Source organism: Maledivibacter sp. (assembly GCA_025210375.1).
GTDB lineage: Bacteria > Bacillota > Clostridia > Peptostreptococcales > Caminicellaceae > JAOASB01.
Genome location: JAOASB010000052.1, coordinates 193,408 through 208,868, shown reverse-complemented (window position 1 = coordinate 208,868; position 15,461 = coordinate 193,408). Strand labels below are relative to the sequence as shown.

Sequence of the window (15,461 nt, the reverse complement as noted above, 5' to 3'; positions counted from 1 at the left end):
ATTATATGATAATTTCATTTATATAAAGAAATTAAAATCTTCTAATTCTGTTATATCATCAACCGATTGCTGCATTTTAAATAGTGTCAGGTTAGATTTATGTCTTATGCAATGCATCTTGCAATCTTTTTGAGGATCCAACCTTTCCATAACCTCTGCTCTTTGTTGTCCATTCCACATATCGTAAAATTCACTATTCTGTAAATCACCAATACACATATCTTTTCTTCCCCTAAAATACGGGCATACATAAACTCCAGAAGGAGTAATTAAAGTTCTTAGTTCGGAAACAGGACATCCATGATAATTTTTGGGTTGAATATTTAGCTTGTTTTTTAAGGTGAATTCAAGGTTTATAGATTTTAATATTCTAAATTTATCATCTTCTAAGTTAGATAATTTATCAATTTCCGTTTTTGCTTTTCCCATATAGTCTTTTTTGTGCATAACTAGAAAATGATTCATATTGTAGCTTGGTTTTGCTTCAAAATAATCACATCCTATATTCTTAGCTAGTTTTGCTGCATCATACAATTCAAAAATATTTGTTTTTGTAATATTGAATCCATCAGCATCGGTTCTAATTAAAAAAGAATATCCTAATCTCCCAGTTTTGCTTTCAGCTAACATTCTCATATTTGAAATAACTTTATTAAACAATGATTTTCCACTTTTATGTGGTCTCAAGTATTTATACATTTGTTCAGTACCTGCATCAACAGACACCCTTGTCCAAGTACAATATTTCGATATAACATCAATATATTTATCAATTAATACTCCATTTGTTGTAAGCCCTATTTTTACATCATTTTCCCCTAGAAACTCAATTAAATCACCAATAGCAGGATGACATAGAGGTTCTCCTCCACCAATTAATATTACGGCTTTGATATCATTGTCTACAAGTTCTTTTCCCAGTTTTAAAAGTCGTTCAGAGGAAAAATATTGTTGGTTTAAAAGCTCACCACTAATACATCCTAAACAATTAAGATTACATTGTGTTGTTGGATCTAATTCCACCACGAAGGGACTTTCTGAGCCTTTTTTAAATTTTATTTTCTTTATCTTGTCTATTACTGTTTTTTGATATAATTTAGCTTCTAGATCTAACTCATGTTTTCCCAAAACTATTCACTCCTCTTTTGTTTTGCTATTATACATACACTACAGTATTCTTATATTGGGAACTATACTTTTTTCCAAATATTAAGTTAATTATATATGTTTTCTATTTTATAGTTTTTTTTAAATGTTTTTTAAAAGTCTTCATTGCATTTTCTATTAAAAAACTGTTCCTTTGCAATGATGAATTTTTCCATAAAATCTTCTATTGCAGTCTTCATTTGAAACATTTTTATTCGTTTTTTCATAACTAATTGCCTTTTCAATCTATATTCTTCATTTACATATAATTCTTCTAATTCTCTAGTATACTCATCCATACTATATCCAACGCAATTATCTTCTCCAACATAAAACTTTCCATCTGAAGGCCGGGAAGAAATGACTATGGGCAATCCTTGATTCATTGCCATAGCAATACTTACACCACCACCTCTTCTCAAGGGGTTAAGATATATATCACAAATATTATACAAAGCGGCAAGGTCTTTTTCATAGATTATCCTAATAACCTGGTTATCAAATATATCTTTGTATTTTCTTTCTAGATAATGTGATTCGAACTCTCCAACAATCAACCATTTTACGTCATGTCTATTACTTATAAAAGAACAAATTAAATCAATATAATTATTATCCATATCAGCATCTAAACGATTACCCACTGTTATCATTACAAAATCACTATGTTCTAAACCATAATCTGTACAAGTAATATCTTTATATGCTTTAGAAAAATCAAGCGCAGTTTTAACATTATATACATTATTTGATTTTACAAAATGATACATTTTATTTTCTTCTATCACTTTTTCCTTATCACCAACCAAATATACATCTGCTTGTGTAGAATAAACTGTTTCTCCAAGACACATGTAAACAATAGGATAATCATTATAGAGAATTGATCTTGTCAATGATATATCACTATTTGTAAAAATTATATCGGGTTGAAATTTATTTATTTCCTCTATCATTCGAGCAGTTTTTTCTTTGTGAGGAAGATTAATATCTGAATAATAAATTCCTATATCATTTATACCATTCTGCATTAAATAACTAAAATGCTCCTCTTGTAATGAAACTGATATGGCAGAACTATAGTAACATGGTATAATTTTTGCGACTTCCCCTTCACAATATAGATTGTCTTCTACAAATATCTGTATTTTTGAATCGGTAAAATACTTTTTAAGATTAATTGCATAATCTAACGTCATATTTTTAGTCGGTGAATGATTTATACTGAGAAGTTGATCTGTTAAAATTGCTATATTCTTAACTTTTTCGGATTTAATGTTCTTTTTATGTTTTTTCCCACTATAATATTCCAAATATGCTGTAGAAAGTTTATTTATTATTTTTCTCTTATCATTATAGTAATCCTTATATATTTCAACATTTCTATTATTTATATAGCATAAAGTATTTACTAAAATTTCATAAGTATATTCTAAGTCTTCCTTATTTAGTAAACTTTCCATTATATTTTGTAATATAAACTTATCTTTATTCTTCAATAGTAATAGACAAGATAAAAAATACATTTTCTCTTCAAAACCAATATTATATTTAACAATATACTTTTTTATCTTCTGAGATAATATATTTTTTTTCTCATATCTTAAAGATTGCAAAAAATTAATCAATATTTTATTCCTTAGTTCATAGCTTATTTCTCTATATATAGCTCTTAAAAAATACATAATGAAGTATGTATTTTTACGGAGTTCATAGAAAAAGCTACCATCAAATAACACTTTTAAATAACTATCATCACTTACTGAAACCCCCTCAACAAGTTCTGCTTTGATATCGAATCTAAAACTTTTCTCTGAATAATTATAAATTTTTTCTCTAGCTATTTTTTTTGATTTCTTATTAAGTTCAAAGTTCTCTATAGTATCAAAATATCTAAAATTATTGTTTGCAAATAAAAATGGTAAAATCCAATTACAATTATAAAAATTTAGATTTATATATATTTTTCCTTCTATAAATTCATTATCTATATCTATGAACTTATAAAGTTTTTCATAAAAATTATAATTAATATCATTTCTAAAAAAATCTTTTTCTAAATTATCAATTAAATAAATAAAATCATCAATCAAAGGATTATAGCATCTAAACCAACAAAAAATAAGTTCTTTTATATTTGATATCACAACAATTCTATTAATATCTTCACCTTCATATTCTTTAACATATTGTATTGCAGAATACAGTATATCTACTCTAAAATCATCTTCTATTCCCTCAAAATTATGAATAATATAACCTCTATTTTCAAAATCATTTAAAGTTTCTTCATAGTCATCGAAATTGTTAACTTTATAAGGAAATGAAATAAGAATATTTTTAATATATGTCACCTGCTTCCTTCATTCTAGTAACTAGCATATTATATTTAAGGTATTTAAATATGTTTCCATATACAAAATAGACTCTTATAATATATATCGTCATATTTTATCGAATCTCTAATAGATTTTTGTTGACTTTTATCATAAAAAAATTATCCATACTAAAATTTAGTTGGATAATCTTTTTGTAATTAGCATATTTACTTTTGTGATATCTATAACACATCACTTTATACTATTAAGGTACAATTCACAAAGCCCTAAATCTATCTCATTATCAATATCTATAGAATCTTCCTTTTTCATAATATAAGAATAACTATTTTCCCCCAATAAACTCTTTTGTTCAATCAGCCTATCTACTTTAGCTATGTATATAGCCCCATTCAACCTATAATATTTGGGTAAATCCTGTCTTCTTAGATTTTTCAATTCTTTCCTAATAAAATTATCCATTCTTAAATCTTTACTGATCACATTAGCCCAAAGTGGTGAATGCTCACATTCACATACACTCACAGTAAAATCTCCTTGTTTTTCATTAAACAACTTATATGCTTCTTTTATATGACTAGATTTTCTAAGCGGCGATGTAGGTTGTAGTAGTACTACAATATCATACTGCTTCCCTTCATTATTCATATAATCTAAACAATGAAAAATGGCATCTATCGTAGGAGATTCATCTGTAGCAAGCTCCTTTGGTCTCAAAAAGGGAACACTTGCCCCATAACGCCTAGCTATACCTGCTATATTTTGTGAGTCAGTAGATACAATAATATCTTCAAACAAGTTACTCTTAACAGCTTCCTCAATAGTATGAGCTATAAGAGGTTTTCCTGCTAGTTCTTTTATATTTTTATTTCTTACTCCCTTTGAACCTGATCTAGCAGGTATAAATGCCAATATTTTTTCCATAATAGAACTACCTTTCTAATACCATCTAGGATATGTCATAGAACCCTTTTTTAATATTAAATGAATTATTAAACAAATATTTTTTGATAGTTTTTAGAATATTATATGATACATCATCATTCCCATAGGGATTTTTTATATGTATCAATGATTCTCTAAAATCTTTAGATAATGCCTTATTTATAGACCCAATTATGTCGTTCTTTAACGGCTTACAGTTAATAACTGATTTAGCCTGTATTCTTCCTTTTTGTCTATCTCCAATATTTATTGTAGGAATTTTAAATGAAGGTGCTTCAATTATGCCACTTGACGAATTCCCCACAACAATATCAACATATCTCATAGCACTCAAATATCTAAGTTGTCCCATAGAAACAAAGGCTCCAGCCTTGTCTTTATTTTGGTCAACATAATTATCCATCATGCTATTAATTATTCTTCCATCTGTATCAGCATTTGATTTTGTAAATATTATCTTAAGCTCTTCAAATTCATCAATAGCTTTAAGAATATTTTCAAATTGCTCCTTTGATGTTTGATTTTCTAATGTCACCGGATGAAAAGTAACCAACGCTGTTTTTTGCCCAAACTCAAAACCAATACTTTCTTCTAATTCTTTTTTTGATAAAAGCTTCATATTATTTATGTTATCTACACCTATAGCGCCTACATTAAACACCCTATCTGGATGCTCCCCAAGCTGTATAACCCTTTTTCTATATTCTTCCGTACTGGTAAAATGTAGATAACTCATTTTGGTTATAGAATGCCTAAAACCTTCATCAAAAGCTCCTTCAGTTATTTCCCCTCCATGCAAGTGTGCAACTGGAATTCTCGTCACAGCTGCGGCACTTACAGCTGCAAAAATTTCATATCTATCTCCTAGTACTAGTATTAAGTCTGGTTTTAACCTACCATAAACTTCTGCGAAACCTATCATACCTAATCCCATTGATTTTGAAATCCCTATGGGGGTATCAGAACCTAATAATATTTCGACTTTTTCATATATTGTATATCCATCATTTTCTATGTCTTTATAGGTTAACCCAAACTCTGGTGATAAGTGCATTCCTGTAACCACTAATTGTAATTCTGATTCTACATCTTTATCTATTTTCTCTAATAATGGTTTTAACAGTCCATATTCTGCCCTTGCACCTGTTATAACGCATATTTTTTTCTTCATATTTCAATCAACTCATCTTTATTAAAATCTCTTAAAACTTTTTTTCCTAATATTTCATCCCATCTCATAGGACTAATTCCATTTCCTGGTCTTTTCGTAGTAATGTTTTCTTCTGTAAGTATTTCGCCCCTATTTATATTTCTACTTGCCACAATACTTTTTCTTACAATATTAATATTATTCATCTCTGATTCTGACAGTCTTTTTATACCATTTCCTAATGCTCTTTCTATATTCCTTATGGATTTTATCATTGCTTTCAGTTCATCAGGTTCTAAGCTAGATTCATGGTCGGGACCCTTCATGTTTTTATCTAATGTAAAGTGTTTTTCAATTACCTTAGCACCTAAAGCTACTGCCGCTATAGGAACCTCAAAGCCTAGTGTATGATCAGAATAACCAATATTCACCTTAAATGCATCTTTTATAGTGAGCATTGCATTGAGATTAACATCTATCATTGGAGTAGGGTATTGTGTATTGCAATGAAGTACAGTTACGTCTATCGTGCCATTTTCTATCAATATATTTAATGCTGCCTCAATTTCTCCTAGATTTGACATTCCACTGGACATTATCACCTTCTTTTTCAATTTTCCTATTTCTCTTAGATAAAGAAGATTAGTTATTTCACCAGAGGGAATTTTAAACACTTCCAGTCCAATTTCATGCAAAAATTTAATACTCTCTATATCAAAAGGCGTTGACATAAAAAGTATATTTTTTTCATCACAATAATTCTTCAAAATTTCAAAGTCCTTAAAGCTTATCTCTAAGTTTCTTATCATGTCAAGCTGTGATTCTTTGTTATCTGTAGTTTTTTTTTGATATTCTGCCTTTTCAGCATATTTTGAAACTATGTTTTCAGCCTTAAATGTTTGAAATTTAATAGCATCTGCTCCTGCTTCTTTAGCTGCATCTATAAGTTGCTTAGCTATATTTATATCCCCATTGTGATTTACCCCTGCCTCAGCTATTATAAATACTTCAGTCATTTATCCTTCCCCTTTCCACACAAGGGTTCCCATAGGCTTTTACTCCATTCATAATATTTTCTATTACAACACTTCCTGCACCTATAATTGTATCCCTTCCAATTTTCTTGTATTGTATTATTGTAGAATTCGTGCCTACATGAGTTCTCTCACCCACTGTTACTCCACCACTCAAAACACTTCCTGGCCCTAAATGAACAAAATCCTCTATAGTGCAATCATGTTCTATAATCGTGCCTGTATTTATAATACAATTCTTACCTATCCTAGCCCCCGAATTAATTATAGCTCCTTTTCCAATGAAGGTCCCTTCCTCTAGAACTGCATTTTTTGAAATTATGGAAGCTTTATCTGCTATGACTGGAATTTTATATCCAAATTTCTTTGCTTTTTCATAAAGACTTATTCTCAAATTCGGTTTTCCTATGCTCCCCAGACTGATAAATGCATATTGTATTCCCTGTTTATAGTAATATTCTAAATCCTCATCCCCACCGATTATTCTAACCTCGTCAATATAAGAATCTATTTTATCTTTAATATCTAATATGCCAATAATATTAAAAGTCTTATTTTCTATCAAGGAATCTATTATACTTTTGCAGTGACCCCCTCCACCTATGAGTATAATATCTTTCATTATTTCATCCCTAGCCTTTCAACCATATTTTTCATCTCTTCAATTTGCCCCATATCAAGCCATGATTTTTCACTTATAGGATATGTCCCTACCCTTTTACCATTTTCTATGTAGGATTTTATTAAATCAGTAATGTGGTAAAATGTTTTCTCTGGAATATCATTGATAATATCCGGTTCAAGTATATAGACTCCTGTATTTACCAAATAATCTAATTGAGGCTTTTCTATAATTCCCTCCAGATATCCATCGTTATCAATATTTATAGTTCCATATGGAATAGTATAATGCTTTAAAGATGTTACCATAGTTATTTTATTCTTTTTCTTTCTATGAAAATCTAATATATCTGAATAATCTGCATCTATTAAAATATCACAATTACTAAGAAAAAAGGTCTCCTTGATCTTATCTTTGAGCATATAAAGACTGCCTGCTGTCCCAAGGGGCCTGTCTTCTTCTACATAGTAAATGCAATAATCCTTTTCTAAGTCATTAAAGTAGGCTTTAATAATGTTTTTTTTGTGATTTATTGTCATATAGAAATCTTTACATCCATATTTATAAAATCTATTAATTATTCTTTGTGATATAGGTATATCTCCTACTGGTATAAGTGGTTTAGGAAGAATATTAGTGTATGGTTTAAGTCTACTCCCTTTCCCTCCAGCCATAATAACAACAGGTAGATTGATATTATCATATATTCTGAATGTCTCATCAAAAACATCATTCCAAAATATAGCCCCTACTAATTTACCTTTATCATCTACAAAAGGAACTGCTTGTATGACTCTCTTCTTCATAATATCTTTAGCTTTATATTTATCCTTTATATTAAGTACATAGGGTTTATCATTCATTATTTTTTCTATAACATCACTTAATGCACCATTTTTCAATATCCATCTTCTTATATCTCCATCCGTTACGGTCCCAATAAGTTTTTCCTTACTATTTGTTACAAATAATATTTTTCTTCCATTTTCATCTAATTGTTTCAATGCATTTTTTATTGTATTGTCTTTACTGATACTTAGTTTTTGAATACTATTCATATAATCACCTATATTAGTATTTAAGCATTCTTAAAATTTCTATCACTCTGTATACATTATCTTCTGTCAAATTGCTACTGCAAGGTATATTCAATATTCTTTCATAATAGTACTTAGCCTTTTCAATCTTGTAAACTTGATTATTTATATATGGCTTCTGTTCATGTATAAGTCCCCATATAGGCCTAGTTTGTATTTTATTCTCATTCAATTTCTGTAGTAGCTTATCTCTATTCAATCCATACTTTTTTTCATCTATTGATAAAGAATAAAACCAATAATTTGGTCTGATTTTCTTATAAAAATCTAATATAGTAAGCCCAGCAATCTCTGATAATAAAGCTTTATACAAATTGTAATTTTTTTCTTTTTTATCAATAAAATTTTCTAATTGCTCTAACTGAGCTAATCCTAACGCTCCTTGAAGATTTGTCATACGATAGTTATACCCTATTTCATCATGAATATAGTATAAAATATCATCCTTAGCTTGAGTTGAAAGATATTTTGCTTTCCTAAGACCATCTATATTTTTAGCAACAAGCATTCCTCCGCCGCCCGTTGTTATTATCTTATTTCCATTAAATGAATAAACTCCAAAATCTCCTATTGTCCCAGCAAATTTCCCTTTATATATTCCTTCATTGTAATAAGTACCCAATGCTTCAGTGGCATCTTCTACAACCTTGAAATTGTATTTTTCTGATAAATACATTAATCTTTCCATATTAGTCATATTGCCAAATACATGAACTATAATAACTGCTTTTATATGCCTTTTTGTTTTTGAATTGATCAATTTACCGTTATCAAGAAAACATTCTTTTTCTAAAAATTCTTCTAATTTATCCATATCCATAGTAAGAGAATCATCGCAATCCATAAATAGAGGCTCAGCACCTAAATACTTGACAGGGTTGACTGCAGCAATAAATGTAAGTGTAGGTACAATTACTTCATCATCTTTAAAAACCCCACATAGTTTTAGAGCCAGATGAAGTCCTGCAGTTCCACTTTGACATGCAACAGCCTTTTCTACTCCCAGATACTTTGATATTCCCTTTTCAAAATCCTCTATATACTTACCGCCTGTAGAAACCCATTCCGTTTCTATAGCATGTGTTACATACTTCATCTCATTCCCTTTTAGGTTTGGTACCGATAAAGGTATTAATTTCTTCATATTTATCACCTATATATTATATATATCTGTCTTGTATCTATAGAGATTGTCTTTGATCCAGTCAACTGTTTCTTGTAAGCCTTGCTTTAAAGTATATTTAGGTTCCCAATTAGTTAACTGTCTTATCTTCTCATTAGAACCTAATAACCTATTCACTTCACTTTTTTCCGGTCTCAATCTTTCTTCAGAGCAAAGAATCTTAGCTTTTGGATTAATTATATCAATAAGAGTTTTCGCTAACTCTCCTATAGATATTTCCTTACATGTAGCTATATTTATCTCTTCTCCAATCGTACTATCTGCTTTTGCTATGTTTAAAAATCCTTCAACAGTATCCTTTACATAATTGAAATCTCTCGTAGGCGAAAGACTCCCAAGTTCTATTTCTTCTTTTCCAGATAAAAGTTGAGTTATTATTGTAGGTATTACTGCCCTAGCAGACTGTCTAGGCCCATATGTGTTAAATGGTCTAGCTATTGTGATCGGCATATCAAAGCTTTTATAAAAAGCTTCAGCCATCCTATCCGCCCCTATCTTTGTTGCAGAATACGGAGACTGCCCTTGAAAAGGATGTTTTTCATCTATAGGAACATACTTTGCTGTGCCATATACTTCAGATGTAGAAGTTACAAGTATTCTTTCAGTTTTTAAATCTCTAGCGGCCTGGAGTACATTTAATGTACCTTTTATATTTGTATCTATATATGAATCTGGTGAATGATAGCTAAAAGGTATGGCTATAAGAGCCGCTAAGTGAAATACTTCATCTATACCCTCCATTGATTTTCTAACTCCATTTGGATCTCTTATATCTCCCGTGAAAATCTCTATATCTTTTAATTTTTCTTTTGGAAAAGCATCTAGCCATCCCCATGAATTAAAGGAGTTGTAATATACAAATGCTTTTACTTTGTACCCTTCTTCTAAAAGTCTATCTACTAAATGACTTCCAATAAAACCATCGGCACCTGTAACTAATACTCTCTTCATTAATTTCCTCCATATTTTTCAGGTTCATTTGTGATATACTCTGATTCTAACTTGTCGATACATTCTTTAATTAAAGGTAAAACATCTTCTATTGCAGTTTTAACGTTTCTATAAAAATACTCTTGCTTAATATTAGCTTTTATTTTTTTCTCCTTAATACTTAATTTGTACTCATCTACATCATGCTCATTCAGTTTCAAGGAAGTTGGATTTAAGACATAACTAAGAACTTTAAAACTTTCAATATCTGATTTAAATTTACTATTTATCTGCGCTAGTTCATTAGTTAACTTACCTTCTTCATCTAAGTATAAATCTTTTTCATAAGCATTTCTTAATTTTTTTATATAATCTAGTCCTCTATCAAACTCATTTTCTAAGATATTAAGTCCATTTACTATATCTTTTAATTCTGTTATTATTTTTTTGACATATACTTTATCACCAATAAGCTGTTTACTCTCATTTCCAAATGATACTTTAGCAATATCTATTTCATTTCTCATATATTCCTCTATAGTTTCTTTCAATGTCATTATCTTAGTTCCTTTTATTTTTGCTCCACCTTCAGTAGCATCTATATAAATGGTACTAGTAATATCATTCTCTATTTCACTTTCGAACCATCTAAGAAATGCATAAAAAACTTGGTCAGTCAGGACTTCATTTCCATTAATATCTTCAATGAGTAATTGATTTTCTTTATACAGCTTTGACTTATGAAGTATTTTTCCTTCATCAAAGGATGTACCTTTAGCATGAGTTTGCATTTTTTCACCATAGGCTAAGTCTTGTCCAACAAAAACTATTGGGTTAGCTCCTATTTCTCTAGCAAATGAAAAAGCTAAGTGTGCTACAGATCCTCCTGCATCTAAATACTTTACATATTTTAATAAATCAAATAGTGTTTCTCCTAAATATGGTAATGAATTTATAGTTAATATTTTAAAACCTTCATGATTATTGAGTATTTCAGGATAAGCTATTGGAAAGTATACAAGCGGTATTTTCCTATAATCTAAATCTTGAAAATGATAATAATTTTCTATACATCCATCTAGAGTAGCAATCACGTCAGGATATATGCCTTCTTTTAAAAGAACCTTTAGGGCCGTTCCGACACATATAATTACTGCCTTTCCTTTTGCTTTTTTTAACATGCTTACATTTTTATTTAAAGATGGTCCTGCAGATACGATAATTGCTGGCTTATTTTGAAATTTATTACTTAAGTCTTGTACTTCACAGCTACGCAACATATGTGGGATATTGGAAACAAAGTTGTTAAACCATGCTTTAGTCAATTTTTGTCCTGTATTATACTCGATAAGTCCATCCTCTATCTCTTCTCTTAGGAAATTCATATACTTATCAAATTCTTTTTTGAAAATATTATTATAATTTGGTATAAAGCTAACAACAACTTGTTTTATATTATACCAACCAGTCAACTTCTTAATAGACTTTTTTATAACCAATTCATTTTCATCTACTAGTAATCTAACATTGTCTGAGGACAGAATATTTGTTAAATCAATATTTTTAATGATTCCAATAAAAATATCAATACTTGGTTCTATAACCAAAAGAAAATTATCTCTAGTCATTTTTTTAAATATATATTTTGGTCTATACCCTAACCCCAATCCAAAGAGAATTATTTTAGAATTGTTTTTCATATCTAATGCTTGTATCCATCTAAAAGCTTCATCTATAGGTCTATATTTACTGTTTATATTAAACATTTTATCCTTAACTATTATTTTCATATATTTATTATTGTCTCTTGATGTTAGTATTTGTATATCTATTTTTTTTTCATGTTTCTCTATTTTTTTGTATAAAATGGGATATTTTTTTTCGATTATTTTAATATTTTTAGAATATATATCTTTCATATATTACTCCTTAAACATCTAAATATTTGTTTTATTTAATAATGGTTCTACTCTCCTATTAACATCATTTAAAATTTCAACTATTTCATATTCCAAAATGTCAGATACTAGTAATAAATCCTTATTTTCAAGACTTTCTGAAAATTCAATTAATGTAGTTTTTATTTTTCCTTCATCTAGAACTATATTATTCTCTCTTAAAAAATCCATATTTAAAAGTATTGCATTAAAACTCCATTCTATACCTTCAATAGCTGCTTTCATCAATTCCATTGTATCCTCGTCTTTAATATTCCTTAATTTAGTTGAAAGATTTAATACAGCAGGTATAAGCCTATTAGTATATTCATATAAACTATCTATTGTTTCATAATTTAATGATTCCTTCATTTAATATCCCTTCTTTTAATATATTTATATTGAATAAGGTCGACTCATATAACGTCGACCTTTAATTCAATACACTTTTAAAATGTTATATTTATCCAAGTAATTGAAGAACACCTTGTGGAGCCATATTAGCTTGCGCTAGCATAGATTGAGACGCCTGTTGAAGTATGTTGAACTTAGTAAAGTTCATCATTTCTTTAGCCATATCTGTATCTCTTATCCTTGATTCTGATGCTTGTAAATTTTCCACTGTCGTTCCTATGTTATTTACTGTATGCTCAAGTCTATTTTGCCATGCTCCTAACTGAGCTCTTTGAGATGTTACAGAGTTTATTTTTGTTTCTATTGAAGTTACTTTAGCAGTACCTGCAGTTGTTACGCCACCTATAGATTTTATATCTACTTTTAAACTAACACTAGCCCCATCATTTAATACTATACTAAACGCCTGTCCAAAGGCCTTTTTATCATTAAATTCTGTATTTGTTTTGATAGCGTTAATTTCAGCATTTAATGAAGACATTTCTAATTGAATATTTGATTTATCCTTGTTATCATATGTCCCATTAGCTTTTTGAACTGCTAATTCCTTCATACGAGTAAGCATATTACTCACTTCATTTAGCGCACCTTCTGCTGTTTGAATAAGGGAAATACCGTCTTGCGCATTTCTCTGTGCTTGACCTAGACCTCTGATTTGTCCCCTCATTTTTTCTGATACTGCAAGTCCAGCCGCATCATCCGCTGCTCTGTTTATTCTTAATCCAGAGCTTAATTTCTCAATTGATTTTCCTTGCTTATAGTTATTAGTTCTAAGCTGATTGTGGGCATTCATTGCCATTATATTATTATTAATTCTCATGAAATCTCCTCCTTGATTTTTAAATTTGCTTCCATGCAAATTTCTTATTTAATTATCCAAGTAATTGAAGAACACCTTGTGGAGCCATATTAGCTTGCGCTAGCATAGATTGAGATGCTTGTTGTAAAATATTAAACTTAGTAAAGTTCATCATTTCTTTAGCCATATCAGTATCTCTTATCCTTGATTCTGATGCTTGTAGATTCTCCACCGTTGTCCCTATGTTGTTTACTGTATGTTCAAGTCTATTTTGCCATGCTCCTAACTGAGCTCTTTGAGATGTTACAGAGTTTATTTTTGTTTCTATTGAAGTTACTTTAGCAGCGCCTGCATCATCTACACCACTTATAGATTTTATATCTACTTTCAAACTAACACTAGCCCCATCATTTAATACTATACTAAATGCCTGTCCAAAGGCCTTTTTATCATTAAATTCTGTATTTGTTTTGATAGCATTAATTTCAGCATTTAATGAAGACATCTCTAGCTTTATATTTTTCTGGTCAGTAGCATCATATGTCCCATTAGCTTTTTGAACTGCTAATTCCTTCATACGAGTAAGCATATTACTTACTTCATTTAGTGCACCTTCTGCTGTCTGAATAAGGGAAATACCGTCTTGTGCATTTCTCTGTGCTTGACCTAAACCTCTGATTTGTCCCCTCATTTTTTCTGATACTGCAAGTCCAGCTGCATCATCCGCTGCTCTGTTTATTCTCAATCCAGAGCTTAATTTCTCAATTGATTTTCCTTGCTTGTAGTTATTAGTTCTAAGCTGATTGTGGGCATTCATTGCCATAATGTTGTTGTTAATTCTCATGAAATTTCCTCCTTGATTTTATTTTTTTGCATCCATGCAAAATGTATAAACTTTGTACAAAGTTTTTTCTTACAATATATATATCGGTAAAATTAGTAGCTACTTGAGTTTTTTTATAAATTTTTTATAAATTTTAAAATAGTAGTTCTGACTAATTTTCTAATTTTTCTACACACCTTCAAACTAAATTTTCAACATAATTCACTATCCCTTTAATATCTCTATAATAATTCAACTCATAATTAATATAAATTTAATAATATTATTTTGTATTATCAGAACATCTAGTGTTTCATTTAAATAAATATTGTGAATTTTCCCCCCTTATATATGCCTTTATTTCATCTTTTTTACTAGTTCATTTAAGCTATTTATTTGCATATTAGAATTTATAGCATTTCTATTTTCATCAGCTATTCTTTCATATATTTCTTTTCTATGCACTTCTATACTTTTAGGAGCAGAAATTCCTAGCTTAACTTTCCCATCTTCTATACCTAACACTTTTATCTCAATGTCTTTACCTATTTTTATACTTTGGTTTTTCTTTCTCGTTAATACCAACATATTTATCACCTTTATGCTTTTAGTTTTCTGAATATTTTATACTTAACTTTATACCCATCATTTTCAAGCACTACCTGTTTAGCCCTATTATTCTTATTATTTACTATAATTGGTGCTTCTAAATTCATCGTGGTATTAGCTACATCTTGTGGTACTGTTACTATACAACAAATATATAAATCTTCTGCACTTTCTATAGACAAATCATCTATAGCTCTTTGGGGTATATCAAAATCATAATCTTTTTTGAATAGAAAAGGATCAACTATAACGAATACTAAGTCTGGTTCATCTACTCCTTGTAACCAATTAAAAGGAAGTTCTGAATTAGGATTTTCAATCATTATATATTTTTTTGCATATTCAAACGCTGGAATTCCTTCTGCGAAGAATATAATATTTTCTTCATTAATTTCTATTTCTCCAAAATGCTTGGTATTCAGTTTCATGCTTT

General features: G+C 29.3%; 15 protein-coding genes. All 15 read right to left on the bottom strand.

Annotation, left to right across the window (positions count from 1 at the left end; genetic code table 11):
- Window positions 1-18: 18 nt before the first annotated feature.
- A complete protein-coding gene (locus tag N4A68_18600; protein ID MCT4566309.1) occupies window positions 19-1,128 on the bottom strand; it encodes a radical SAM protein in 1,110 nt (369 codons plus the stop codon).
- 131 nt (window positions 1,129-1,259) lie between these two features.
- The gene (locus N4A68_18595; GenBank protein ID MCT4566308.1) at window positions 1,260-3,500 is read right to left on the bottom strand and encodes a glycosyltransferase family 4 protein; all 2,241 of its coding nucleotides are present in this window, start codon (window positions 3,498-3,500) and stop codon (window positions 1,260-1,262) included.
- Window positions 3,501-3,716: 216 nt separating this feature from the next.
- Window positions 3,717-4,409, bottom strand: a complete 693-nt coding sequence (locus N4A68_18590; GenBank protein MCT4566307.1) for an acylneuraminate cytidylyltransferase family protein — start codon at window positions 4,407-4,409, stop codon at window positions 3,717-3,719.
- A gap of 25 nt (window positions 4,410-4,434) precedes the next feature.
- Window positions 4,435-5,601: a UDP-N-acetylglucosamine 2-epimerase gene (neuC, locus tag N4A68_18585; GenBank protein MCT4566306.1), complete on the bottom strand. Its 1,167-nt coding sequence runs from the start codon at window positions 5,599-5,601 to the stop codon at window positions 4,435-4,437.
- On the bottom strand, window positions 5,598-6,596 hold the full coding sequence (gene neuB, locus N4A68_18580; GenBank protein MCT4566305.1) for an N-acetylneuraminate synthase: 999 nt from the start codon (window positions 6,594-6,596) through the stop codon (window positions 5,598-5,600). The genes neuC and neuB overlap by 4 nt, the downstream gene beginning before the upstream one ends.
- Window positions 6,589-7,239 carry an acetyltransferase gene (locus tag N4A68_18575; GenBank protein ID MCT4566304.1) on the bottom strand — a complete coding sequence of 217 codons (651 nt, stop codon included), beginning with the start codon at window positions 7,237-7,239 and terminating at the stop codon, window positions 6,589-6,591. The genes neuB and N4A68_18575 overlap by 8 nt, the downstream gene beginning before the upstream one ends.
- Window positions 7,236-8,294, bottom strand: a complete 1,059-nt coding sequence (locus N4A68_18570; GenBank protein MCT4566303.1) for a nucleotidyltransferase family protein — start codon at window positions 8,292-8,294, stop codon at window positions 7,236-7,238. The genes N4A68_18575 and N4A68_18570 overlap by 4 nt, the downstream gene beginning before the upstream one ends.
- A gap of 13 nt (window positions 8,295-8,307) precedes the next feature.
- Window positions 8,308-9,477 carry a LegC family aminotransferase gene (locus tag N4A68_18565; GenBank protein MCT4566302.1) on the bottom strand — a complete coding sequence of 390 codons (1,170 nt, stop codon included), beginning with the start codon at window positions 9,475-9,477 and terminating at the stop codon, window positions 8,308-8,310.
- Between the two features lie 9 nt (window positions 9,478-9,486).
- On the bottom strand, window positions 9,487-10,467 hold the full coding sequence (locus N4A68_18560; protein MCT4566301.1) for an NAD-dependent 4,6-dehydratase LegB: 981 nt from the start codon (window positions 10,465-10,467) through the stop codon (window positions 9,487-9,489).
- Window positions 10,467-12,365, bottom strand: coding sequence for a DUF115 domain-containing protein (locus N4A68_18555; protein ID MCT4566300.1), 1,899 nt, complete (start codon window positions 12,363-12,365; stop codon window positions 10,467-10,469). Before N4A68_18555 ends, N4A68_18560 begins: the two co-directional genes overlap by 1 nt.
- An 18-nt stretch (window positions 12,366-12,383) precedes the next feature.
- The gene (locus tag N4A68_18550; protein MCT4566299.1) at window positions 12,384-12,755 is read right to left on the bottom strand and encodes a hypothetical protein; all 372 of its coding nucleotides are present in this window, start codon (window positions 12,753-12,755) and stop codon (window positions 12,384-12,386) included.
- Between the two features lie 91 nt (window positions 12,756-12,846).
- Complete coding sequence (locus N4A68_18545; GenBank protein MCT4566298.1) at window positions 12,847-13,617, bottom strand: flagellin; 771 nt, start codon at window positions 13,615-13,617, stop codon at window positions 12,847-12,849.
- A 52-nt stretch (window positions 13,618-13,669) separates the two neighbouring features.
- Entirely contained in the window at window positions 13,670-14,440 is a 771-nt protein-coding gene (locus N4A68_18540; GenBank protein ID MCT4566297.1) for a flagellin, read from the bottom strand.
- A 336-nt stretch (window positions 14,441-14,776) separates the two neighbouring features.
- Window positions 14,777-15,007, bottom strand: coding sequence for a carbon storage regulator CsrA (gene csrA, locus N4A68_18535; protein MCT4566296.1), 231 nt, complete (start codon window positions 15,005-15,007; stop codon window positions 14,777-14,779).
- 11 nt (window positions 15,008-15,018) lie between these two features.
- On the bottom strand, window positions 15,019-15,456 hold the full coding sequence (gene fliW, locus N4A68_18530) for a flagellar assembly protein FliW (protein ID MCT4566295.1): 438 nt from the start codon (window positions 15,454-15,456) through the stop codon (window positions 15,019-15,021).
- Window positions 15,457-15,461 lie beyond the last annotated feature (5 nt).